The sequence below is a fragment of the Geodermatophilus tzadiensis genome, assembly GCF_003002915.1.
GTDB lineage: Bacteria > Actinomycetota > Actinomycetes > Mycobacteriales > Geodermatophilaceae > Geodermatophilus > Geodermatophilus tzadiensis.
In genome coordinates this window covers 12,205-35,756 of the sequence record NZ_PVTG01000020.1, presented here as the reverse complement: position 1 = coordinate 35,756, position 23,552 = coordinate 12,205, and the positions used below count along the sequence as shown (strand labels likewise).

Genomic DNA, 23,552 nt, shown 5'->3' with positions numbered 1-23,552 from the left:
CCGTGTCACCCCGCACCGTCCTCGGTCCCCTGCTGGGTCCGTACGCCCACCTGTTCCGCGCCGTCCCCGGTGCGGCCTGGTTCTCCCTCGCCGGCTGGGTCGCGCGCCTGCCGCTGCCGATGCTGGGCCTGGGCGCCGTGCTGCTCGTCGAGGGCTACTCCGGCAGCTACGCGCTGGCCGGCGCCGTCTCCGGGACGCTGGCGCTCTCGGCCGCCGTCGCCGGGCCGCTGTGGTCGCGGGCGATGGACCGCCGCGGGCAGGGCGCCGTGCTCCGCCGGGCGATGGCCGCCTACCTGGTCACCGGCCTGTCGCTGGTGGCCGTCGTCGTCGGGGACGCGCCGACCTGGACCTGGTTCCTGCTCGCCGCGCTGACCGGGGCGAGCCTGCCCAACATCGGCGCGATGGTGCGGTCCCGGTGGGCGGCCGCCCTGGCCGACGCCGAGCGCCGGCAGACCGCCTTCGCCTTCGAGGCCGTCGTCGACGAGGTGGTGTTCGTCGTCGGCCCGCCGCTGGTCACCGTGCTCGGCACGCTGGTGGCGCCGGCGGCCGGGTTCACCACCGGCATCGTGCTCGGCACGGTCGGCGGCCTGTGGCTCGCCCGCCAGCGGGGCACCGAGCCAGCGGTGGTGCCGGTCGCGGCCGGCACCACCGGCGGCGCGGCGCCCCGGCGGACGGCCGCGCTCACCCCGGCGGTGCTCGTCGTGTGCGCCGCCTACCTCGGGGTCGGCACCGTCTTCGGCGCCATGGACGTCGTCGTCGTGGGCTTCGCCGAGTCGGTCGGCGCGCCGGCGCTCGCGGGCCTGGCGCTGGCCCTCTACGCCGGCGGGAGCCTGCTGGCCGGCCTGGCCTACGGCGTCGCCCGGCTGCGCGGCTCGCTGGCCGCGCGCTTCCTCGTCACGGCCGTCGCCTTCGGGCTGGCCGCGCAGGCGCTGTGGGCGGTGTCCTCGCTGCCGCTGCTGGTCGGCGCCGGGTTCCTCGCCGGGCTCGCCGTCGCCCCCGTGCTGGTGTCGGGGGCCTCGCTGGCCGAGTCGCGGGTGCCGCGGGCCGCGCTCACCGAGGCGCTGGCCTGGACCAACACCGGGCTGACGCTCGGCGTCACCGCGGGCTCGGCGCTGGCCGGTGCCGCCGTCGACGCGTGGGGCGCGCAGCGGGCGTTCGCCGTCCCGGCGCTGGCGGCCGCCGCGGCCGCGCTCATCGCGCTGGCCGGGGCGCCGCTGCTGCGCACCCGTCCGGCGGCTCCGGCCGAGGGAGCCGTGTCACGGGTTGGGGACGCGGTCGGCGGGTAGGCGGACGGGACGGGAGCCTGGCGCGCCACCGGATGCCGCGCCGCCCACCGTCCACCACCGAGAGGGGCAGCCCGTGGCCACCGTGCCCACCATCCGCCTGAACAACGGCGTCGAGATCCCGCAGCTGGGCTTCGGCGTCTACCAGATCCCGCCCGAGGAGACCGTCGAGGCGACGCGCACCGCGCTCGAGGTCGGCTACCGGCACATCGACACCGCCGAGATGTACGGCAACGAGAAGGAGGTCGGGCAGGCCGTCCGCGAGTCCGGCATCGACCGGTCCGAGGTGTTCGTCACCAGCAAGCTCAACAACGGCTTCCACCGCCGCGACGACGCGCTGCGCGCCTTCGACCAGACGCTGGCCGACCTCGGCTTCGACCAGCTCGACCTGTTCCTGATCCACTGGCCGCTGCCGACGATCGACGTCGACTACGTCGAGACGTGGAAGGCCATGGAGGAGATCTACGCCGGCGGCCGCTGCCGGGCGATCGGCGTCTCCAACTTCAACCCGCACCACCTGCGCCGGCTCTTCGGCGAGACCGAGGTGCGCCCGGCGGTCAACCAGATCGAGGTGCACCCCTACCTCGCCAACGACGAGGTGCGCGCCTTCGACGCCGACCACGAGATCGTCACCGAGGCCTGGTCGCCGATCGCGCAGGGCAAGGTGCTCGGCGACCCGGTGGTCACCCGCATCGCCGAGAAGCTGGAGCGCACGCCGGCGCAGGTCGTGCTGCGCTGGCACGTGCAGCGCGGCGACGTCGTCTTCCCGAAGTCGGTGACCCGCAGCCGGGTCGAGGAGAACTTCGCGCTGTTCGACTTCGAGCTCGACACCGGCGACATGGCCGCGCTCACCGGCCTCGACCGCGGCGAGCGCACCGGCCCCGACCCGGACACGTTCGACTACGTGCCCCGCTGACCTGCAGCGCCCCGACGGCCGCCGTCCCCTCGCGGGGCGGCGGCCGTCGTCGTCCCCGGGTCCCGGAGGGCTGGTCGCGGTGTGATCCGGAGGATCAGGGTGTCGTCGTCACGAAGTCGATGAGCTCCTCGACGCGGCCGATGAGGGCCGGCTCGAGGTCGGTCCAGGTGCGCACCCGCGCCAGGACGCGCTGCGCCCAGACGTAGCCCGTGTCGTCCTCCCAGCCCAGCCGGCGGCAGACGCCGGTCTTCCAGTCCTCGCCCCTCGGCACCGTCGGCCACTCCCGGATGCCGACGACGGACGGCTTGACCGCCTGCCAGATGTCGATGAACGGGTGGCCGACCACGAGCGCGTGCTCGCCGGGGGCCCCGGACCCCGCCCTCATGACCTCGGCGGCGATCCGGGACTCCTTCGACCCGCGCACCAGGTGGTCGACCAGCACGCCCAGGCGCCGTCCCTCCGACGGGCGGAAGTCGCGGACGATGCCGGGCAGGTCGTCGACGCCGTGCAGCGGCTCCACGACGACGCCCTCGATGCGCAGGTCGTGGCCCCAGACCTTCTCCACCAGCTCGGCGTCGTGCTTGCCCTCGACGTAGATGCGGCCCTCGCGGGCGACGCGGGCGCGCGCACCGGCGACGTAGGTCGAACCGGAGGCACTGCGGGTGGGCGTCGCGGGCCCCTTCGGCGTGGGGCGCACGAGCACGACCGGCCGGCCGTCGACCCAGAAGCCCGGACCCAGGGGGTAGGCGCGCACCTTGCCGAACCGGTCCTCGAGGTGGACGACGTCCTTCTCGCAGCGCACGACGGCGCCGACGAACCCCGAGCTGGGGTCCTCGACCACGAGGTCGCGCTCGGCGGCCACCTGCGGCGGCGGCTTCTTCACCGTGCGGGGGTGCACCAGGCTGTCGTAGGGGGAGCGGGGCGGCACGACCCCAGGAGAGCCGATGACGGCGCCCGCACGGTGGCGGCGCGCCGTGAGCCGGGTGCGCGACACGCCCGGACGGCCCGGTGCTCGCGGAGCGTGACGACGCGTCGGGGTCCGGGCGACGCCGTCCGCGTGCCGCTCACGGCGCGGTGACCTGCGAAGACGCGCCGTCCCGGCCGGGCGGGACCGGGGGTCCGGGCGCCGGCGGCGGCCGTCACCCGCTGTCCGCGGCAAGAGAGATCGACTCGGCCCGTTTCGGCCCGTCCTCCCCGGTCACCCATCCACCCGACCGTTACACCACAGCTCAGATGGGAGCGACAACGACGATGATCGGCACCGACACCATCAGCCGTGTGATCGGGCAGGACGTCTACGACGAGTCGGGCGACAAGATCGGCTCCGTCTCGGAGGTCTACCTGGACGACGAGACCGGTCAGCCGGAGTGGGCCACGGTGCGCACCGGTCTGTTCGGCACCAAGGAGTCCTTCGTCCCCCTCCGTGAGGCGGACCTGACCAACGACGGCCTGCGCGTCCACGTGAGCAAGGCCCAGGTCAAGGACGCCCCGAAGATCGACACCGACGGCCACCTGTCCCCGCAGGAGGAGCAGGAGCTGTACCGGTACTACGGCCTGGGCTTCGGCTCGGGGACGCAGACCACCACGCAGACCACCACGGACACCGGCACCGCGGGCACCTACTCGATGGACCAGTCCCGCAGCGACCAGGACCTGACCACCGCGGGCACCGGCACCGCCGGGATGGCCACGGGCACCGCCGGGACCACCACGGGCACCGCCGGTCACCTGGGTGACCGCGACCGGGACGGCATCCCCGACCGCATGGAGAACCGGGCCGGCACCGTCGGCCACGACACCTCCGGCCCGACGACCGACAACGCGATGACCCGCTCGGAGGAGCACCTCGAGGTGGGCACCCAGCGCGTCGAGGCCGGTCGCGCCCGGCTGCGCAAGTACGTCGTGACCGAGAACGTGACCGAGACCGTGCCGGTCTCGCGCGAGGAGGTGCGGGTCGAGCGCGAGCCGATCACCGAGGCCAACATGCCCAACGCCATGGACGGCCCGACGATCTCCGAGGAGGAGCACGAGGTCACGCTGCACGCCGAGCGTCCCGTCGTCTCCAAGGAGGCCACCCCGGTCGAGCGCGTGCGCCTGGACACCGAGACCGTGACCGGTCAGGAGACCGTGAGCGGCGACGTCCGCAAGGAGCAGATCGAGGTCGACGGCGGCACCACCGGCGTGGCGGGGACCGGCACCACCACCGGGACCACCGGTCACGACGACCGCGGCCTGGTGCAGAAGGCCAAGGACGCCCTCGACCGCGACAACGACGGCAAGATCGGCCGCTGAGCGGCCCCTCCTGCGGGAGGGATCCACAGCACCCGACCGCGACGGCCGGCCGGAGGACCTCCTCCGGCCGGCCGTCGCGCAGTGTGAGGGAGGGCACCTGCCCGACCGGCGGTGGGTCGCCCCGCGCCCGAGGTGGGATGCTCGCGGCGTGACCGAGACCACGGCTGCCCCGTCGTCCGCGCCCGGCGCCCCCTTCGACGGGCCCGACGCGCTGGCCGCCGCGCTGCGGGACACCGGGTACCTGCCCGACGAGGGCCTGGCCACCGCCGCCTACCTGGCCCTGGTCATGCGCCGGCCGCTGTTCCTGGAGGGCGAGGCGGGCGTCGGCAAGACGGCGCTGGCCCGGGCGCTGGCCGAGGTCACCGGCCGCCCGCTGTACCGGCTGCAGTGCTACGAGGGCCTGGAGGCCAGCCAGGCGCTCTACGACTGGGACTTCGGCCGCCAGCTGCTGCACCTGCGCGCCGCCGAGGCCGCGCACGCCACCGGGGACACCGAGCGGCTGGAGGCCTCCCTCTACGACCGCCGCTTCCTGCTGGCCCGCCCGCTGCTGCAGGCCCTCGAGGACTCGCCGAGCGTGCTGCTGGTCGACGAGGTCGACCGTGCCGACGACGAGTTCGAGGCCTTCCTGCTCGAGGTGCTCTCGGACTTCACCATCTCGATCCCGGAGCTCGGCACCGTGCACGCGGAGGTCCCCCCGCTGGTGGTGCTCACCTCCAACCGCACCCGCGAGGTGCACGACGCGCTCAAGCGCCGCTGCCTCTACCACTGGCTGCAGCACCCCGACTTCGACCGTGAGGTCGCCATCCTCCGGACCCGGCTGCCCGAGGTCACCGAACAGCTGGCGCGCGAGGTGGCCCGGGCGGCGGCGAAGCTGCGCACCCTGGACCTGCTCAAGCCGCCGGGGGTGGCCGAGGCGATGGACTGGGCCAGCGCGCTGCACGCCCTCGGCGCCCGCGACCTCGACCCCGACCTCGCCGCCCGCACGCTCGGGGCGGTGCTGAAGTACCGCGAGGACACCGACCGGGTGCACTCGCTGGCCCGCGGAGCGCTGTTCGGTGGAGGCTGAGCGGGACGTCGTCGAGGTCGTCCTCGGGTTCGCGCGGACGCTGCGGTCCGCCGGGGTCGCGGCCTCGCCGGACCGGGTGGAGGCGATGCTGTCGGCGGTCGCGGCGCTCGACGTGCTCGACCCGACCGACGTCTACTGGTCCGGCCGGCTGACCCTGTGCGCCGGTCCCGACGACCTCGACCGCTACGACGCCGCCTTCGCCGCCTGGTTCGGCGGCGAGGCGCCCCGGCGCACCACCCCCGCCGCGCAGAAGCCGCCGACCCTGGCCGCCTCCGCGCCGGTGGACCCCGGCACCGGCTCCGGCGAGGACGGCGAGGACGCCCCCGACCTGGCCGCGCAGGCCAGCGGCGAGGAGGTGCTGCGGCACCGCGACGTCGCCGACCTCACCCCGGCCGAGCGCGAGCACCTGCGCCGGCTGTTCGCGCTGCTGGTGCCCGCCACGCCGATGCGCGCGTCCCGCCGCCGTCGGGCCGCCCCGCACGGCGCGGTGCACGCCTCGCGCACGGTGCGGCGGGCGCTGCGCGACGGCGGGGAGGTCACCCGGCTGCTGCACCGGCGGGCGCGGCCCCGGCCCCGGCGGGTGGTCCTGCTGGTCGACGTCTCCGGCTCCATGGCGCCCTACGCCGACGCGCTGCTGCGCTTCGCGCACGCGGCCGTGCGGGCCCGGCCGGCGTCGACCGAGGTGTTCACCGTGGGCACCCGGCTCACCCGCGTCACCCGCGAGCTGCGGCTGCGCGACCCCGACCGGGCCCTGAGCGCCAGCGGCGAGGCCATCCCCGACTGGTCCGGCGGCACGCGGCTCGGCGAGGTGCTCAAGGCCTTCCTCGACCGCTGGGGCCAGCGCGGCACCGCCCGGGGCGCCGTCGTCGTGGTGTGCAGCGACGGCTGGGAGCGCGGCAGCGCCGACCTGCTGGGCGAGCAGATGGCGCGGCTGCGCCGGCTCGCGCACGCCGTCGTCTGGGTCAACCCGCACAAGGGCCGCGCCGGCTACGAGCCGCTCACCGCCGGCATGCAGGCCGCGCTGCCCGCGGTCGACGCGTTCGTCGCCGGGCACAGCCTGGCGGCCTTCGAGGAGCTGTCGGGGGTGATCTCCCGTGCCTGAGCAGGCGGGCGACAGAGAGGTGGACGACGGTGCGTGACGTGCTCGACGACCTGGTCGGCTGGTGGCAGGCCGGGGAGACGGTCGGGATGGGGACGGTGGTGGCCACCTGGCGCTCGGCGCCGCGGCCGGCCGGGGCGTCCATGCTGGTCGGTCCCGACGGGACGGCGGTCGGCAGCGTGTCCGGCGGCTGCGTGGAGGGCGCCGTGTACGAGGAGGCCAAGGACGTCGTCGAGACCGGCGTGCCGACGCTGGAGCGCTACGGCGTCAGCGACGACGACGCGTTCGCCGTCGGCCTGACCTGCGGCGGCATCCTCGACGTCTTCGTCGAGCCGGTGTCGCGCGAGTCCTTCCCCGAGCTGGGCGAGATCGCCGAGTCGGTGGGCCGGCACGAGCCGGTCGCCGTCGTCACCGTGGTGCGCGGGCCGGCGGACCGGATCGGCCGGCGGCTGGTGCTCTGGCCCGACCGCAGCTCCGGCACGCTGGGCCTGCAGCGTCTCGACGACGCCGTCGCCGACGACGCGCGGGGCATGCTCGCCGCCGGCCGCACCGGCACGCTGACCTACGGCCACGACGGCGAGCGGCGCGGCGACGAGCTGACCCTCTTCGTGTCCTCGTTCGCCCCGCCGGCGCGGATGGTGGTGTTCGGCGCCATCGACTTCGCCGCCGCCGTCGCCCGGGTCGGGTCGTTCCTCGGCTACCGGGTGACCGTGTGCGACGCGCGGCCGGTGTTCGCCACCGCCCGCCGGTTCCCCGACGCGCACGAGGTGGTCGTCGAGTGGCCGCACCGCTACCTGCAGGCCGAGGTCGACGCCGGCCGCATCGACGAGCGCACCGTGCTGTGCGTGCTGACCCACGACCCGAAGTTCGACGTCCCGCTGCTGGAGGTCGCGCTGCGGCTGCCGGTGGCCTACGTGGGCGCCATGGGCTCGCGGCGCACCCACGACGAGCGGCTCGACCGGCTGCGCGAGGCCGGGCTGGCCGAGGACGAGCTGGCGCGGCTGTCCTCGCCGATCGGGCTGGACCTCGGCGCCCGCACGCCCGAGGAGACCGCCGTGTCGATCGCCGCGGAGATCATCGCCGGGCGGTGGGGTGGCACGGGTGAGCGGCTGACCGGCACGGAGGGCCCGATCCACCGCACCGCCGAGAGGTGAAGGACCCCTCGGCCCCCCCACCACTCGCAGGCTCGCGGCGGGACCCTGCCGAGGGGCCGGACGGCGGGTCGGTGACCGAGCCCTCGTACGTCCACGAGGTCGAGGTCGTCGGGCTGCTGGTCTCGCCGGCGCACCGCTACGACGGGCGGCCGGGTGGCGTCGTCCCGCCCCAGGACGGCGACCGGGTCGAGCGGGTCGAGGTGCGGGCCGGGCACGGCGTCGTGGGGGACCGCTACGCCGGCCGGCCCGCGCACCGGGACGCCGCGGTGACCGTGCTGGCCGCCGAGTCCGTGGAGGCGCTGGCCGCCGAGCTCGGCACCGGCCCGCTGGACCCGCTGCTGACCCGCCGCAACGTCGTCCTGCGCGGCGCGCAGGTCGAGGCGCTGCGCGACGAGCGGTTCGCCCTGGACTGCGGCGAGGGGGCGGTGCTGCTGCAGGGCGGGCGTCCGGCCAACCCGTGCGCCTGGCTGGACACCGTGCTGGCACCCGGCGCCCACCGGGGGATGCGCGGCCGTGGCGGCGTGCGCTGCGCCCCGCTCACCGACGGCGTGCTGCGGCTGGGTCCGGCCGTGCTCACCTGCGCCGTCCCGCTCGACCCGGCGCGGGCGGGGGAGGCCCACCGGGTCCTGCCGCGCCGCCGCTGAGGTCCTGCGCTCCCGGGGCACCCCCGTCCGGGGGTGGTCGCGGTCACACCCCCGGCCGACGATGGCGCCGGGTCGCCCAGGCGCTCCACGAGCCGTGCGACCGGGCAGCGTCCGCGTAGCAGATCCGGTACGGCTGGTGCCGGGGACTGGAGGATCGATGAAGACCAGGGCAGCCGTCCTGCGCGACACCGGGCAGCCGTTCGAGATCACCGAGCTGGAGCTCGACGAGCCCAAGGCCGGCGAGGTGCTCATCCGCTACGTCGCCGCCGGCCTGTGCCACTCCGACGAGCACCTGCGGCACGGCGACATCGTCCCGCAGTTCCCCATCGTCGGCGGGCACGAGGGCGCCGGCGTCATCGAGAAGGTCGGCCCGGGCGTCACCCGGCTGCAGCCCGGGGACCACGTCGTCTGCTCGTTCCTGCCGGTGTGCGGCCACTGCCGCTGGTGCTCGACGGGCAAGTCGAACCTCTGCGACATGGGCGCGTCGATCCTCGTCGGGAACCTCCCCGACGGCACCTTCCGGTTCCACGACGCCGACGGCAACGACTACGGCGGCATGTGCATGCTCGGCACGTTCTCCGAGCGCGCCGTCATCAGCGAGAACTCCGCGGTGAAGGTCGACCCCGACCTGCCGCTGGACAAGGTCGTGCTCATCGGCTGCGGCGTCCCCACCGGCTGGGGGTCGGCGGTGCACGCGGCGGCCACCGAGGCCGGCGACACGATCGTCATCTACGGCATCGGCGGCATCGGCATCAACAGCGTGCAGGGTGCGGCGCTGGCCGGGGCCCGCAACGTCGTCGCGGTCGACCCGCTGCCCAACAAGCGGGAGGCCGCCGAGCAGCTGGGCGCCACGCACAGCTGCGAGACCGCCGAGGAGGCGCAGGAGCTGGTCCAGGAACTGACCCGCGGCGTCGGGGCGGACAAGGCGATCATCACCGTCGGCGTGGTCGACGCGAAGGTGGTCACCGACGCGGTGAACACCATCCGCAAGGGCGGCACGGCGGTCATCACCGGCCTGGCCGACCCCACGAAGAACAACATCGAGCTCAGCAGCTCGCTGCTCACGCTCTTCGAGAAGACGGTCAAGGGCAGCCTCTTCGGCTCGGGCGACCCGTTCCACGACATCCCGAAGATGATCGAGCTGTACCAGTCCGGCGACCTCAAGCTCGACGAGCTGATCACCAAGACCTACACCCTCGACCAGGTCAACGAGGGCTACGAGGACCTGGTCAACGGCAAGAACATCCGCGGCGTGATCGTCTACGACACCCCGCCGCTGGAGGGCGCCCCGGCCTGACCTCCCCGAGGCCTGCACACTGGTCGGCACGGGCCGGTGTGCAGGCCTCCGCCGTCCGCCGTGGAGGCAGGAGCCGAGGGAGGAACCGCGTGGGGAACCCGACCGCGCCACACCCGGTCATCGGGCTGCAGCGGGAGCGCGAGGTGCTCGCCGTGGCGCTCCGGACCAACCGGCACGTCGTCCTCGAGGGGCCGCCGGGCACGGGCAAGTCGACGCTGCTGCGCGCCATCGCCGCCGACGCCGGCCAGGAGGTCGTCTTCGTCGAGGGCAACGCCGAGCTGACGCCGGCCCGCCTGATCGGCCAGTACGACCCCGCCGCCGTCCTCGCCGAGGGCTACGTGCCCGCGAGCTTCACCGACGGGCCGCTGCTGACGGCGATGCGCGGGCACGGGCTGCTCTACCTCGAGGAGCTCAACCGCATCCCCGAGGAGACGCTCAACGTCCTCATCACGGTGCTCACCGAGGGCGAGATCACCGTGCCCCGGCTCGGGCACGTGCGCGCGGCCGCGGGCTTCCGGCTCATCGCCGCGATGAACCCCTTCGACGCCATCGGCACCGCGCGCGTCGGGCAGGCCATCGCCGACCGGATGTGCCGCGTCGTCCTCGGCTACCAGGACGCCGCCGCCGAGCGGGCGATCGTCGGCGCGGTCACCGGGGCGCCGCCGGCGCTCATCGGCCTCGCCGTCCGGCTGGTGCGCGCCTCGCGCGAGCACCGCGACGTCCGGATGGGCTCCTCGGTGCGCGGCGCCACCGACCTGGTGCTGCTGCTCGGCGGCCTGCTCGACGTCCGCGGGCAGTCGGGCCTGGGTGCCGAGGGCGCCCGCGAGACCGCCCGGGACGCCGCCTACGCCGCGCTGTCGGGGCGGATCCGCGTCGCCGACGGCGTGGAGCGCACGCCCGAGGCGGTCATCGACGACATCCTCGACGACGTCTGGCCCGAGACCGCCCCGCCACCCGAGGAGCCGGACGCCGACCGGCCCGACGCCGCACCCGCGGACGCGGGTGGTCAGGGAAAAGGTGAGGGCCCGCCGGAGTCCCCGGCGGGCACCGACTCCGCGTCCGCGCTGCGCCGCGACCGCCGCGGCGGCAGCACCCGCCGGCAGACCAGCCGCCGGGAGATGGCCGCCCGGCACGAGTCCTTCGCAGAGGTCAGCCCCGAGGTCGGCGAGCTCGACGAGGAGGCCTTCGCCGCACTGATGGCCGAGGACGCCGACGCCGCGGCCGCACTCCTCACCGACCTCGCCGCGGCCACCGACCGCGAGCTGCGCGCGGCCGCCCGGCGGCTGGCCGGCCGGGTGTTCCTCCAGGTCGGCCGGGTGGGCCGCACGCGCACCCGCGGCACCCGCCGGCTGGTGCCCGACCGGCACGGGGACGGCGACCTCGACCTCGACCGCACCCTCGACCGCTGGGACCTCGGCACCCCGCTGCAGCCCGGCGACCTGGTCACCCGCCGGTGGACCGGGCTCCGGCGCGCGGTCTGCCTCGCCGTGGACACGTCCGGGTCGATGACCGGCCTGGGCGTGGCGATCGCCGCGGTGGCCGCGGCCGGTGTCGTGCTCACCGGCGACGAACGGCTGCACACCAGCCTGATCACCTTCGGCCGCGAGGTGGAGGTGGTGCAGCGGCAGGGGCAGCGGCGGGCCGCCGAGGACGTCGTCACCCACCTGCTGACGCTGCGCGGCCACGGCATGACCGACCTCGCCGGTGCGCTGCGCGCCGCGCGCCGGCAGCTGGCCACCGAGGTCGCCGACGAGCGGGTCGTCGTCCTGCTGTCGGACTGCCTGCACACCACCGGCGACCCGCCCGAGTCGGCGCTCGGCGGGTTCGACCGGCTGCACGTGCTCTGCCCGCTGCCCACCCCCGAGGCCGAGGAGGCCGCCCGGTCGCTGGCCGCCCGCGGCGGCGGGACGGCGCAGATGGTGCGCACGGTGCGCGACCTGGGCCCGGCGCTCACCCGCCTGCTGGGGTGAGGATGGCCGCGTGGTGCTGGAGCTGACGCGACCGATCGTGCAGGCCCCGATGGCCGGCGGGCCGTCGACGCCGGCGCTGGCCGCCGCGGTGTCGGAGGCCGGCGGGCTCGGCTTCCTCGCCGCGGGCTACCGGACGCCGGAGGCGGTGCGCGAGGACGTCCGGGCCGTCCGGGGGCTGACCGGCGCGCGGGTCGGCGTCAACGTCTTCCTGCCCGGTCCGCCCGGCGACGACGAGGCGGTGCGCCGCTACGCCGCCGAGCTGCGGGCCGAGGCCGACCGGTGGGGCGTCGAGCTGGGCGAGCCCCGCGCCGACGACGACGCGTGGGAGGCGAAGGTCGCCGTCTGCGTGGAGGAACGGGTGCCGGTGGTGTCGTTCACCTTCGGCCTGCCCCGCCCGGACGTCGTCGCCGCGCTGCACGACGCCGGCGCGCTGGTGCTGGTCACCGTCACCACGCCCGAGGAGGCGGTCGCCGCCCGCGACGTCGGCGCCGACGCGCTGGTCGTGCAGGGCGTGGAGGCCGGCGGGCACCGCGGCGGGTTCCGCGACCACGACGGGGAGGGCGAGTACGGGCTGCTGGCGCTGCTGCGGCTGATCGCCCGGGCCGCGGACCTGCCGATGGTCGCCGCCGGCGGGCTGGTCGACGGTCCGTCGGTGGCCGCGGCGCTGGTGGCCGGAGCGGAGGCGGCGCAGCTGGGGACGGCGTTCCTCGCCTGCCCCGAGGCCGGCACCGGCCACGCGCACCGCGAGGCGCTGGCCGGATCCGCCGGCACGGCGCTGACCCGCGCCTTCAGCGGCCGGCGCGCCCGCGGGCTGGTCAACCGCTTCCTCGCCGAGCACACCGCCACCGCCCCGTCGGCCTACCCGCAGGTGCACCACCTGACCACGCCGCTGCGCGCCGCCGCCCGGACGGCCGGCGACGCCGACGGCGTCAACCTGTGGGCCGGGCAGGCCTACCGGCTCGTCGAGCCGCGGCCCGCCGGTGAGCTGGTGCGCCGGCTGGCCGACGACGCGCACGCCGCCCTGGTCCGCGCCGCCGCGCGCTGAGCGCCGGTCAGGGCAGCAGGCCGAGCCGGCGGGCGCGGACGACGGCCTCCAGGCGGGTGTGCGCGTCGAGCTTGGTCATCGCCGAGCCCAGGTAGCTCTTCACCGTCTCCGGCCGCAGCGACAGCCGGGCGGCGGCCTCCCGGTTGCTGCAGCCCAGCGCCACCTGGGTGAGGACGTCGACCTCGCGGCCGGACAGGTGCACCGGCACGGTCCGGTGCGGCGCGGCCTCCTCCCGGCTGCCGCCGCCGAGTGCGGCCAGCCGGGTGCAGGCGGCGAGCAGCCGGTCGCGCAGCGCCGCGTCCTCGGTGGCCTGGGCGACCAGCCGCAGGTCGGCGTGCACCGCGCGCACCTCCTCCCACCGGACGGGGTCCTCGGTGGCCGGGGGGCCGGAGGAGGCCGCGGCCATCAGCGCCAGCCGCCGGTCCACCTCGTCGCGGACGGCGAGCTCGGCGGCCATCCGCGCCGCCGCGCGGCCCAGGGCCTCGCGCACCCGGTCGCCCACCGCCCCGTTCTCCCGGCTGGCGGCGTAGAGCACCGCCCGCGGGCGGCCCCCGACCAGCACGGGGGCGGCGGCCACCGTGCACAGCCCCTCGGCCAGCACCGGGCCGTCGTAGTCGTGGGTGATGTCGAGCGCGCTCGAGTAGTCCTCCACGCCGGCCGGCCGGCCCTCGCGCAGCACCCGGCCGCCGAGCCCTGCACCCGAGCGCACGTCCAGCCCGCGCAGGTACCCGGTGCGCGCGCCGACGATCTCCTCGATGCGGACGCTGTCGGTGCCCACCGGCCCGGCGAACGCCACGCTCATCCCCGAGCCGGCGCGGACCTCGCGGACGGCGGCGCGCAGCGCGTCGCGGTCGTCGGGGCGCGCGACTGCCGGCAGGGACACCCAGGACCTCCTCGCTCGGCGGCGACGCCAGTGACCGCGGTCACGTTACCGCAGGTCATGGACCCGCCCCGCGGCGCCGGTGACCCCCGGCCGACCGGCGCGAACGGGGGTGGTGGCGCGCCCGGGGCCGGGCGGACCATGCACCGGTCCGCACCCCCCGACGACGAGGAGCGCCGATGCCCGGCACCGCCACCTCCGCCTACCGCGCCGCCCGCGACCAGCTCCTCGCGCTGCGCGGCGACCCCGCGCGGGCGGCCGCCGAGTTCCGCTGGCCGGCCATCGAGGGGCCGTTCAACTGGGCGGTCGACTGGTTCGACGAGATCGCCCGCGGCGTCGACCGACCGGGGCTGGTGATCAGCGAGGAGGACGGCGCCGAGGGCCGCTGGTCGTTCGCCGAGCTGTCCCGCCGCTCCGACCAGGTGGCCGCCTGGCTGCGCGAGCGCGGCGTGCAGCGGGGGGACCGCGTCGTCCTCATGCTCGGCAACCGGGTGGAGCTGTGGGAGTCGATGCTCGCGGTGATGAAGCTCGGCGCGGTGATTATGCCGACCACCACCGCGCTGCCGCCGGCCGACCTCACCGACCGCATCGGCCGCACCGGCGCCCGGCACGTGGTCGCCGACGTCGCGGAGGCCGGCAAGTTCGCCGACGTCCCCGGTGACTACGGCCGGGTGGTCGTCGGTGGCGAGGCCGCCGGCTGGGCGCCCTACGCCGACTCCGCCGGCGCGCCGGACGCACCGCTCGGCCACCCGGGCACGGAGCCCGGCGACCCGCTGCTGCTCTACTTCACCAGCGGCACCACCAGCCGGCCCAAGCTCGTCGAGCACACCCAGGTCAGCTACCCGGTCGGGCACCTGTCGACGGTGTACTGGCTGGGCCTGCAGCCCGGCGACGTGCACCTCAACATCAGCTCGCCCGGCTGGGCGAAGCACGCGTGGAGCTGCTTCTTCGCCCCGTGGGCGGCCGAGGCCACCGTCTTCCTCGCCAACTACAAGCGCTTCGACGCGAGCGCGGTGCTGACCCGGGTCCGCGACGCCGGCACCACCACCTTCTGCGCGCCGCCGACGGTCTGGCGGATGCTCATCCAGGCCGACCTCTCGGGCGGCCCCGGGCAGCTGCGGGAGGTCATCGCCGCCGGCGAGCCGCTCAACCCCGAGGTCATCGAGCAGGTGCGCCGGCAGTGGGGGCTGACCATCCGCGACGGCTACGGCCAGACCGAGACGACGGCCCTGGTGGGCAACCCGCCCGGCGCGGAGGTGCGGCCGGGCTCGATGGGCCGCCCGCTGCCGGGCGTGCCCGTGGTGCTGGTCGACCCGATCACCGGGCAGCAGGGGGACGACGGCGAGATCTGCCTGGACCTCTCGCAGCGGCCGCTGAACCTGATGACCGGCTACCAGGGCGATCCCGAGCGGGCGGCCGAGGCGATGGCCGGCGGCTACTACCACACCGGGGACGTCGCGACCCGGGACGCCGACGGCTACATCACCTACGTCGGGCGCACCGACGACGTCTTCAAGGCCAGCGACTACAAGATCAGCCCGTTCGAGCTGGAGAGCGTGCTCATCGAGCACCCGGCGGTGGTCGAGGCCGCCGTCGTCCCGGTGCCCGACCCGGTGCGGCTCGCCGTGCCCAAGGCCTACGTCACCCTCGCGCCGGGCTGGGAGCCGGGGCCGGAGACGGCGCTGGCGGTGCTGCGGCACGCGCGCGAGCGGCTGGCGCCGTTCCTGCGGGTGCGACGGGTGGAGTTCGCGGAGCTGCCCAAGACGATCTCGGGCAAGATCCGCCGGGTCGAGCTGCGCGAGCGCGAGGCGGAGCTGGCGCCGCGGGGCACCGGCACCGACTACGCCGACACCGACTTCCCGGAGCTGCGGGGGAGCTGAGGTGTCCGCCGGCGCGGTCGTGCTCTGCCTCCACCTGGGGGCAGAGCACGACCGCGCGGGGAGGAACCCCTCGGCTCAGCGGTCGGCGTCGGTGTAGACGACCATCCCGCGGATGTTCTTGCCGTCGCGCATGTCCTGGTAGCCCTGGTTGATGTCCTCGAGCGAGTACTTCGTGGTGGCCAGCTCGTCGAGCTTGAGCTGGCCCTCCTGGTAGAGGCCGAGCAGCTCGGGGATGGCCGCCCGCGGGGCCAGCCCGCCGAAGATGGCGCCCTGCAGGTCCTTCTGCAGCAGGGTCAGCTCGAACAGGCTGAGCTTGACGTCGGTGTTGGCGGCGTTGCCCATGCCGGTGACGACGGCGCGGCCGCCCTTGCCGGTGAGGCTGAGCGCGGTCTGCACGTCCTCGCCCTGGATGTCGCCGACGGTGATGATCGTCTTGTCCGCCATCCGGCCCCAGGTCAGCTCGTTGACCTTCTCGGTGGCCTCCTCGGCGCTCTCGAACACGTGGGTGGCGCCCAGGTCCATGGCCCACTCGCGCTTGCGGGCCACCGGCTCGATCACCATGACCCGCTTGGCGCCGGCCGCGGCCGCCCCCTGGACGGCGTTCATGCCGACGCCGCCGGCACCCATGACGACGACGTTCTCCCCGGGGCGGACGTCGGCGACCCTGGTGGCCGAGCCCCACCCGGTGGTGACGCCGCAGCCGACCAGCGCGGCGATCTCCAGCGGGATGTCGGGCTCGATCTTGACCACCGAGGCCTGGTGCACGGTGATGTAGGGCGAGAACGTCCCGAGCAGGCACATCGGGATGACGTCCTTGCCCTGGGCCTGCACGCGGTAGCTGCCGTCGGAGATCGCCGTCCCGGCCAGCAGGTTGGCGCCCAGGTCGCAGAGGTTCTGCATGCCCTTCGAACAGGGCGGACACTGCCCGCACGCGGGGATGAAGGCGGTGACGACGTGGTCGCCCTCCTGCAGCCCGGTGACGCCGGGGCCCACCTTGGTCACCACGCCGGAGCCCTCGTGCCCGCCGATGACCGGGTAGAACGCGACCGGCGTGCCGCCGGTGACCAGGTGCTCGTCGCTGTGGCACAGCCCGGAGGCGGCCAGCTGGACCTGGACCTCGCCCTCCCGCGGGTCACCCAGCTCGATCTCCTCGACCGACCACTCCTCGCCGACACCCCACAGGATCGCGCCCTTGGTCTTCAACCCTCGTCCCTCCGTCCGGCCCCGCCCTCGTCGGCGGGGCTCCCGGCGCGTGTGCGCCGCGCCTCAGACTCATTCGGGACGGAACCGTCGTCAAGTGCGGGCGGGTCCGGTCAGCGCCCGGGGTCGACGGTGACCGCGCTGAAGGGCAGGTGCGGCTCCACCCACGGGAAGACGACGAACAGCAGCAGCGCGCAGGCCGCCAGCGCGAGCAGCAGCGACAGCGCCGCGCGGGTCGCCGTCCCGCCCGGCAGGGAGCGCCAGATCCAGCGGTACACCGCTCCTCCTCAGCCCTCGGTCAGGGCCGGCGGCCCGTCGGGTGCCTGCGCCCTCGTCACGCCGGGACCGTCGAGGACGGCGTGCACGACCAGCCGCTGCTGCGCCGAGTACCGCGGGTGGCAGGTGGTCAGGGTCAGGTAGGCGCCGGTGGGCCCGGCCCCCGGGGCGCCCGGGGTCGGCGCGATGACCTCCGTCCGCGACGGCGCCACGACCTCGACGCCCGGGATGCCGCTGGGGTCGGCCGTCACGTCGCCGGAGACCGGGTCGCCGAGCACGCGGTAGGTGAACCAGCCGTCGGCGGTCTCGACCACGACCGGGTCGCCCGGGCGCACCGCGTCCAGCTCGAGGAACGGCGAGCCCCGGCCCACCCGGTGCCCGGCGAAGGCGGCGTTGCCCGGCTCGCCCGGGGCCGCCGTCCCGACGTAGTGGCCCGGTCCCTGCGACAGCTGGTCCTCGGTGGTGCCCTCCAGGACCACCCGCGACCAGTCCTCGCCCAGCCGCGGCACGTGCAGCACGACGTAGGGCTCGCCCACGCCCACCGGCGCCGGGGGCGCGGGGGCCCGGTCCCCGGCGGGCGGCGCCGCTGTCCACTCGGTCCGCAGCCGGTCGGCGAGCCGGTCCTGGTCGCGGGCGGTGAACAGGTCGGTCACCCAGAGCTGGTAGACGGCGTACAGCAGCAGGACGACGCCGGCGGTGACCAGCGTCTGGCCCAGGCCGCTCGCGAGCGTGCGCCACACGTCGGCGCGGGCGACCGGAGGGGCGTCTGCCATGGCCGGACCACGATGCCAGGCGCCCGCGGCCGGTCGGCGACACTGGGCGGCGTGTCGGGTCCCGCGCCGGTGGTCGTCGTCGGCGCCGGCCCCGTCGGCAGCACCGCGGCCCTGCTGCTGGCCCGCCGCGGGCTCCCCGTGCTGCTGGTCGACCGCCGCTCGCAGCCCTACGGCCTGCCCCGGGCGGTGCACCTCGACGACGAGGCGCTGCGGGCGCTGGCCGACGCCGGGGTGGCCGGGGAGTTCCTCGCGCGCAGCCGCCCGATGGCGGGACTGCGGCTGCTCGACGCCCGGCACCGCGTCCTCGCCGAGTTCCGGCGGCGGCCGGACGCCGGGCGGCACGGCTGGCCCCAGGCGTCGATGTTCCACCAGCCCGACCTGGAGGACGTGCTGCGCGCCGCGGTCGCCCGGACCCGGCGCATCGAGGTGCGTCGCGGGGCGGAGGTGGTCGGGATCGAGGAGGCGGACCGGTCCGTCACGGTCACCCTGCTCGACCACGGCACGGGCGCGCCGCGCACCGTCGTCGCCTCGGCGGTGCTGGGCTGCGACGGGGCGAGGAGCACCGTGCGCGACCTCGTCGGCGCCCGGATGCGCGACCTCGGCCGGCCCGACCGCTGGCTGGTGGCCGACCTGCGCTCGGCCGCGCCGCTGCCCGTGTGGCCCGGCGTGCACCAGGTCTGCGACCCGGACCGCGCGGCCACCTTCATGCCCGTCAGCGGCGACCGGTACCGCTTCGAGGCGCGGCTGCTGCCGGGAGAGACGCCGGAGGACGTCGACCTCCCCGCCCTGCTCGCCCCCTTCGGTGCCCGCGACGCCGAGGTCGTGCGGGCGGCCGAGTACGTGCACCGCGCCCAGGTGGCCGACCGCTGGCGCCACGGGCGGGTGCTGCTCGCCGGCGACGCCGCCCACCTCACCCCGCCGTTCGTGGGCCAGGGTCTCGGCCTGGGGCTGCGCGACGTGCACCAGCTGGCCTGGAAGGTCGCCGACGTCGTCACCGGGGCGGCCGGGGAGGACCTGCTCGACACCCACCAGGCGGAGCGGGCGCCGCACGCGCGGGCCCTGGTGCGGCTGGCCGCGCTGGTCGGGCGGCTGATGACCGGCGGGGGAGCGGTCGCGGCGCCGCTGCGCCGGATCGTGCTCACCGTCCTGGCGCGCGTCCCGGCGCTGGCCGCCTACGCCACCGACAGCCGGACGCCGGCGCTGCGCCGCGGACCGCTGGTCGACCGGCGCGGCCGGGCCGGTCGCCGGCTGGCCGGGACGCTGGTCCCCCGGGCCCGGGTGCGCGTGGACGGCCGGGAGTGCCGGCTCGACGACGCCCTGGGCGACGGGCCGGCCGTGCTGGAGGCGGCGGGGGACGCCCTGGTCGTCGAGGCCGGCGGGCGGCGGCGGGTGGTCGAGGACGTCGACGGCACCCTCACCGCGTGGCTGCGGGCCGCCCGGGCCACGCGGGTCGCCGTCCGGCCCGACCGGATCGTGCGATCCGCGCGCTGAGGCGTCGGCCGCGGACCCCGGGGTAGGAGCCTGCCCATGCAGATCGACAAGGACACCATCCTCCAGCTGCTGCGCTCCCAGGGTGACGACGCCAAGGCGCAGCAGGCCGACCAGGAGCTCCCCGGCCAGGTGGACACCGACCAGCACGCGGGGCTGCTGCAGAAGCTCGGCCTCGAGCCCGCCGACCTGATCCGCATGGTGACCGGTGGCGGCGGTGGCCAGGGCGGCGGTCTGGGCGGCGCGATCGGCGGCATCCTCGGCCGCTGACCGACCCCGGACCCGTGCCCGTCCGCGGAGGTGCCCGGCGCACCTCCGCGGACGTGCCCGACGGCGGAGCGGATCCGATCGCGCACGACCCTGTGACGGACGTCACGACTCGGCTATCGTGAGCGGGCCGCCCCCTCTCCCCGGAGGTCGCCGTGCCCGTCGCCGTGCCCGTGGTCGACCGCACCCCCGCCCCGCCGTCCCGCCCGACGCGGTGACCGCCGTCCCCCTGCGGGCCGGGCCGTCCGTGACCCGCCTCCCGGTCGACCCGGACCCGTGGCCCGCCGAGCCGGTCGGTGCCCCGGCCCGCGGCGGGTTCACCAAGTACCTGGTGCCCGAGGTGGTCTTCGGGTGGGGCGCGCTGTCCGAGGCCGGGTTCGCCGCCCGCCGGCTGGGCGCCCGTCGGCCCTTCGTGGTCACCGACGCCGGGCTGGTCGAGGCCGGCTGGCTCGCCGAGCTCGCGGGGCACCTCGCCGACGCCGGTCTGTGCCCCACCGTCTGGTCGGGGCTGACGCCCAACCCCAAGGACACCGAGGTCACCGAGGGCACGCAGCGCTACCTCGAGAGCGGCTGCGACGTGATCATCGGCCTGGGCGGCGGCTCGGTGATCGACGCCGCCAAGGCCGTCGCCGTCGTCGCGAGCAACGGCGGGCACATCCTCGACTACGAGGGCGTGGACAAGGTGACCGCGGCGATCCCGCCGACGGTCATGTGCCCCACCACGGCCGGCACCGGCGCCGACGTCTCCCAGTTCACCGTCATCACCGACACCACCCGCCGGCTCAAGGCGACGCTGATCGGCCGGGCGCTGGTCCCCGACATCTCGGTCACCGACCCGCGGCTGCTCACCACGATGCCCGACGACCTCGCCGCCGCCACCGGCCTCGACGCGCTCACCCACGGCATCGAGGCGCACGTCTCGCGCGCGTCCGGGCCGCTCACCGACGTGCACGCGCTGCACGCGATCGAGCTCATCTGCGGCTCGCTGCGGCGCTCGATCGACGTCCGGGACGACACCGCGGCCACCACCGGCATGGCCCAGGCGTCGCTGGAGGCCGGGCTGGCGTTCACCAACGCGATCCTCGGCGCGACGCACGCGATGAGCCACCAGGTCGGCGGCCTGCTCGACGTGCCGCACGGCGTGGTCAACGGCGTGCTGCTGCCGCACGTCATCCGGTTCAACGCCCGCGCGGTGCCCGAGCGCTTCGTCCCGGTGGCGCGGGCCATGGGCCTCGACGTCACCGGGCTGCCCGCCGACGTGGTCGCCGAGGTCACCGCCGACGTGGTCAGCCGGCTGGCCGCCGACCTCGGCTGCCCGAGCCGGCTGTCCCAGCTCGGGGTCACCGAGGCCGACGTGGAGACCCTGGCGACGACGACGCTCGGCGACGCGTGCCTGTCCACCAACCCGCGGGACGCCGACCGCGCCGACGTCGCCGCGCTGTTCCGGGCCGCGCTGTGACCGCCGGGTCCCCGGAGGGTGCCGGCCGATGAGCGCCCCGGGGATCCCCGAGCTCACCGGGCTGCGCTCGTCCAAGCCCAGCTGGTACGCCGAGTACCGGCAGACCGCCGAGAACCTGCACCGCGCGCTCGACCAGCTCGGGCACATCGCGCAGGTGCTGTCGGCCACCGGCGAGGGCGCCCACGCGCTGTGCCGGGCCGTCGTCGACGCGACCGCCGAGCAGCTCGGCGCGCCGTGGGTGGTGCTCGCGCTCACCGACGACGCGCTGCCGCTGGCCCGGCCCCGGCTGGTGGGCCGCGGGCCGGCGGGGCGGCCGGTGGGGGAGCCGGCCGCGCTGCCCGGGGTGGTCGCCGGGCCGGTGGGGGCGGCGCTGGCGGCCGCGGGCACCGAGCCGTGGCAGTCCGCCGAGGGGGCGGTCGTCGTCCCGCTGGTGGTCGACGGCGACCCGGTGGGCGCGCTGGTCGCCTGCGGCGGGCCGCGGCGCACCGCCACCCCCACCGACCTGACGATCCTGCGGATCGTGGCCAACCAGTCGGCCGTCGCGCTGCACGCCGACCACCTGCTCGCCCGCTCCGAGGCGCTGCGCCGGCAGACCGAGCGGCTCTACGCCGAGGCCGACCAGCGCGCCCGCGACCTCGCCGAGCGGCACCGCCAGCTCGCCGAGGCCGAGCACCGCCTCGACGTCGCCGCCCAGCGGGAGGCCGTCGACGCCGAGCGGCACCGGATCGCCCGCGAGCTGCACGACAGCGTGGCCCAGCACGTGCTCTCGGCCGGGATGACGATCGAGTGGTGCCGGCCCGAGGTGGCCCACCACGCCGAGGTGCACGAGCGGCTCGGGCACGCCAAGGCGCTCACCCGCGAGGCGGTGGAGCGGCTGCGCGGCGCCATCCACGCGCTGTCGGTGCACGAGGCCGACGTCCCCGGCCCCGGCCTGCCGGCGCTGCTCGACCGGCTGCCGACGGTGCCCGGGCTGGCGGTCGCCGTCCGGGTGGAGGGCCGGCCGCGGCTGCTGCCGCCCGAGGCCGAGCACCAGCTGTTCCGGATCGCCTCGGAGTGCCTGTCCAACACCGCCCGGCACGCGCGGGCCGCCCGGGCCGTCGTCCGGCTGGGCTACCGGCCCGCCGAGCTGCGCCTGTCGGTGGCCGACGACGGCACCGGCGACCCCGAGACCCTGCGCCGCGCGCTGCGGGCCGCGGCCCGGCGCGACGACGGCTACCACCGCGGGCTGCGCAACATCAACTCCCGCTGCCGGGAGCTCGGCGCCTCGCTGCGGTTCACCCGCGCCCGCATGGGCGGGGTGCGGGTGGAGGTCCGGCTGCCCCTCGTCTCCGAGTCCGCGCCCCCGGAGGAGACCGGTGACTGACCCGATCCGGCTGGTGATCGTCGACGACCACGCCATCGTCCGGCAGGGGCTGCGCTCGGTCCTCGAGCGGGAGCCGGACATCGAGGTCGTCGGCGAGGCGGCCACGGCCGCCGACGCGCTCGACCTGGTCGCTGCCGCCCGGCCGCACATCGTGCTGCTCGACCTCAAGCTCTCGGCCGGCTCCGACGTCGCCGGGCTGAGCCTGTGCGGCGAGCTCACCGCCCGCACCCCGGCCCCCGGCGTCCTGGTGGTGACCACGTTCCTCGACGAGCGGCTGGTGCTCGAGGCCATCCAGCGCGGCGCCCGCGGCTACGTGCTCAAGGACGTCGACGCCGTCGCGCTGGTGGCCGCCATCCGCGCGGTGCGCCGCGGGGAGAGCGCCTTCGACAGCCACAGCGCGGCGATGGTGGTGCGCTCGCTGGCCGCGCCGGCGACCGCGCCGTCACCGTCGTCCCCGTCGCTGACCGACCGCGAGCGGGAGGTGCTGACCCTGCTGGCCCGGGGGCTGTCCAACGAGGCGATCGGCCGGGAGCTCTACATCTCGGCGACGACGGCGAAGTTCCACGTGACCAACCTGATGCGCAAGCTGGCGGTGTCCCGCCGCGCCGAGGCGGTCTACGCCGGCTCCAAGCTCGGCCTCATCTGAGCACGTCCGCGGAGCTGCCCCGTGCACGTCCGCGGAGTTGCCCGGGCTCAGGCCTCGGCGATGCGCTTGATCGCGGCGAGGGTGGCCGGGACGCCCTCGTGCGCGGCGCGGGTGCGGGCCTCCACCTGCTCCTGCGCCCGGTCCCCGTAGCGCTCGGCCATGAACGCCAGCCCGTCGGGCAGGAACGCCCACGACTCGGTCAGCCGCGTGCCGCCCTCCACCGGCTCGAGCGTGTAGCCCCAGCGCGCCCGCGAGCCGCCGACCGCCCACGCGAACTCCCGGCCCCGGTCGGCGGCCACCACCTGGCTGCGCGTCTCCCAGGTGCGCTCCGGGGTGACGTTGCGGCCGGTGAACCAGTCGCCCACCGCGCCGGTGGCGCCCTCGTCCCACCAGCAGGCCACGCAGACCGGACTCCACTCGCCGGTGCGGGTCACGTCGCTGACCAGGTCGTACACCGCCTCCGCCGGGGCGGCGACGACGATCGAGTCGGAGAAGGTCAGCTCGGCGCTCACCCCGGGAGTCTCGCACCGGCACGTGGCGGAGGGACACGCCGA

The 23,552-nt window shown here is 76.2% G+C and carries 22 protein-coding genes; 16 read left to right on the top strand and 6 right to left on the bottom strand.

Features of this window, described 5'->3' with window-relative positions; all coding sequences use genetic code 11:
- The first annotated feature begins 2 nt into the window (after positions 1 to 2).
- Both LY71_RS20755 and LY71_RS20750 read left to right on the top strand, forming a co-directional pair.
- A complete protein-coding gene (locus LY71_RS20755) occupies positions 3 to 1,286 on the top strand; it encodes an MFS transporter (RefSeq protein WP_106281338.1) in 1,284 nt (427 codons plus the stop codon).
- A gap of 73 nt (positions 1,287 to 1,359) precedes the next feature.
- A complete protein-coding gene (locus tag LY71_RS20750; protein WP_106281336.1) occupies positions 1,360 to 2,199 on the top strand; it encodes an aldo/keto reductase in 840 nt (279 codons plus the stop codon).
- A 94-nt stretch (positions 2,200 to 2,293) separates the two neighbouring features.
- On the opposite strand, the gene LY71_RS20745 is transcribed toward LY71_RS20750, so the two are convergent.
- Positions 2,294 to 3,127 carry a DUF3097 domain-containing protein gene (locus LY71_RS20745; RefSeq protein WP_106281472.1) on the bottom strand — a complete coding sequence of 278 codons (834 nt, stop codon included), beginning with the start codon at positions 3,125 to 3,127 and terminating at the stop codon, positions 2,294 to 2,296.
- A 323-nt stretch (positions 3,128 to 3,450) separates the two neighbouring features.
- Between LY71_RS20745 and LY71_RS20740 the strand changes: the two genes are divergently transcribed.
- From LY71_RS20740 to LY71_RS20705, 8 genes are all read left to right on the top strand, one after another.
- Positions 3,451 to 4,491 (top strand): PRC and DUF2382 domain-containing protein, encoded by a 1,041-nt coding sequence (locus LY71_RS20740; RefSeq protein ID WP_106281334.1) that lies wholly within the window; start codon positions 3,451 to 3,453, stop codon positions 4,489 to 4,491.
- A 148-nt stretch (positions 4,492 to 4,639) separates the two neighbouring features.
- Entirely contained in the window at positions 4,640 to 5,557 is a 918-nt protein-coding gene (locus tag LY71_RS20735; RefSeq protein ID WP_106281332.1) for an AAA family ATPase, read from the top strand.
- Positions 5,547 to 6,659, top strand: coding sequence for a vWA domain-containing protein (locus LY71_RS20730; protein WP_106281330.1), 1,113 nt, complete (start codon positions 5,547 to 5,549; stop codon positions 6,657 to 6,659). Before LY71_RS20735 ends, LY71_RS20730 begins: the two co-directional genes overlap by 11 nt.
- Before the next feature lie 29 nt (positions 6,660 to 6,688).
- The gene (locus tag LY71_RS20725; RefSeq protein WP_106281328.1) at positions 6,689 to 7,810 is read left to right on the top strand and encodes an XdhC family protein; all 1,122 of its coding nucleotides are present in this window, start codon (positions 6,689 to 6,691) and stop codon (positions 7,808 to 7,810) included.
- Positions 7,811 to 7,881: 71 nt separating this feature from the next.
- Complete coding sequence (locus LY71_RS20720) at positions 7,882 to 8,454, top strand: MOSC domain-containing protein (protein WP_106281326.1); 573 nt, start codon at positions 7,882 to 7,884, stop codon at positions 8,452 to 8,454.
- A 157-nt stretch (positions 8,455 to 8,611) separates the two neighbouring features.
- On the top strand, positions 8,612 to 9,751 hold the full coding sequence (locus tag LY71_RS20715) for an NDMA-dependent alcohol dehydrogenase (RefSeq protein ID WP_106281324.1): 1,140 nt from the start codon (positions 8,612 to 8,614) through the stop codon (positions 9,749 to 9,751).
- Between the two features lie 89 nt (positions 9,752 to 9,840).
- Entirely contained in the window at positions 9,841 to 11,721 is a 1,881-nt protein-coding gene (locus LY71_RS20710) for an AAA family ATPase (protein WP_106281322.1), read from the top strand.
- 10 nt (positions 11,722 to 11,731) lie between these two features.
- Positions 11,732 to 12,766, top strand: a complete 1,035-nt coding sequence (locus LY71_RS20705) for a nitronate monooxygenase (RefSeq protein WP_106281319.1) — start codon at positions 11,732 to 11,734, stop codon at positions 12,764 to 12,766.
- A gap of 7 nt (positions 12,767 to 12,773) precedes the next feature.
- Here the strand turns inward: LY71_RS20705 and LY71_RS20700 are convergent, their stop codons facing one another.
- Entirely contained in the window at positions 12,774 to 13,649 is an 876-nt protein-coding gene (locus LY71_RS20700; protein WP_170121427.1) for a LuxR C-terminal-related transcriptional regulator, read from the bottom strand.
- A 176-nt stretch (positions 13,650 to 13,825) separates the two neighbouring features.
- Here LY71_RS20700 and LY71_RS20695 point away from each other — a divergent pair, with 176 nt between their 5' ends.
- Positions 13,826 to 15,526 (top strand): AMP-binding protein, encoded by a 1,701-nt coding sequence (locus LY71_RS20695; protein ID WP_106281317.1) that lies wholly within the window; start codon positions 13,826 to 13,828, stop codon positions 15,524 to 15,526.
- Between the two features lie 75 nt (positions 15,527 to 15,601).
- Here LY71_RS20695 and LY71_RS20690 read toward each other — a convergent pair whose 3' ends face one another.
- From LY71_RS20690 to LY71_RS20685, 3 genes are all read right to left on the bottom strand, one after another.
- Positions 15,602 to 16,729 (bottom strand): NDMA-dependent alcohol dehydrogenase, encoded by a 1,128-nt coding sequence (locus LY71_RS20690; RefSeq protein ID WP_106281314.1) that lies wholly within the window; start codon positions 16,727 to 16,729, stop codon positions 15,602 to 15,604.
- Between the two features lie 110 nt (positions 16,730 to 16,839).
- A complete protein-coding gene (locus tag LY71_RS23615) occupies positions 16,840 to 17,004 on the bottom strand; it encodes a hypothetical protein (protein ID WP_091116277.1) in 165 nt (54 codons plus the stop codon).
- Positions 17,005 to 17,013: 9 nt separating this feature from the next.
- Positions 17,014 to 17,775: a class E sortase gene (locus tag LY71_RS20685; RefSeq protein WP_106281312.1), complete on the bottom strand. Its 762-nt coding sequence runs from the start codon at positions 17,773 to 17,775 to the stop codon at positions 17,014 to 17,016.
- Between the two features lie 51 nt (positions 17,776 to 17,826).
- On the opposite strand from LY71_RS20685, the gene LY71_RS20680 reads away from it, so the two are divergent.
- The 5 genes from LY71_RS20680 (at position 17,827) to LY71_RS20660 (ending at position 22,998) form a co-directional block, all read left to right on the top strand.
- The gene (locus LY71_RS20680; RefSeq protein ID WP_106281310.1) at positions 17,827 to 19,266 is read left to right on the top strand and encodes a bifunctional 3-(3-hydroxy-phenyl)propionate/3-hydroxycinnamic acid hydroxylase; all 1,440 of its coding nucleotides are present in this window, start codon (positions 17,827 to 17,829) and stop codon (positions 19,264 to 19,266) included.
- A gap of 36 nt (positions 19,267 to 19,302) precedes the next feature.
- Positions 19,303 to 19,533 (top strand): hypothetical protein, encoded by a 231-nt coding sequence (locus LY71_RS20675; protein ID WP_091363597.1) that lies wholly within the window; start codon positions 19,303 to 19,305, stop codon positions 19,531 to 19,533.
- Positions 19,534 to 19,777: 244 nt separating this feature from the next.
- Positions 19,778 to 20,989, top strand: a complete 1,212-nt coding sequence (locus LY71_RS20670) for an iron-containing alcohol dehydrogenase (protein WP_106281468.1) — start codon at positions 19,778 to 19,780, stop codon at positions 20,987 to 20,989.
- A 28-nt stretch (positions 20,990 to 21,017) separates the two neighbouring features.
- Positions 21,018 to 22,352, top strand: coding sequence for a GAF domain-containing sensor histidine kinase (locus tag LY71_RS20665; RefSeq protein ID WP_106281307.1), 1,335 nt, complete (start codon positions 21,018 to 21,020; stop codon positions 22,350 to 22,352).
- Positions 22,345 to 22,998: a MadR family response regulator transcription factor gene (locus LY71_RS20660; RefSeq protein ID WP_106281304.1), complete on the top strand. Its 654-nt coding sequence runs from the start codon at positions 22,345 to 22,347 to the stop codon at positions 22,996 to 22,998. Before LY71_RS20665 ends, LY71_RS20660 begins: the two co-directional genes overlap by 8 nt.
- 47 nt (positions 22,999 to 23,045) lie before the next feature.
- Here the strand turns inward: LY71_RS20660 and LY71_RS20655 are convergent, their stop codons facing one another.
- Positions 23,046 to 23,510: an SRPBCC family protein gene (locus LY71_RS20655; RefSeq protein ID WP_245888151.1), complete on the bottom strand. Its 465-nt coding sequence runs from the start codon at positions 23,508 to 23,510 to the stop codon at positions 23,046 to 23,048.
- Positions 23,511 to 23,552: the final 42 nt, after the last annotated feature.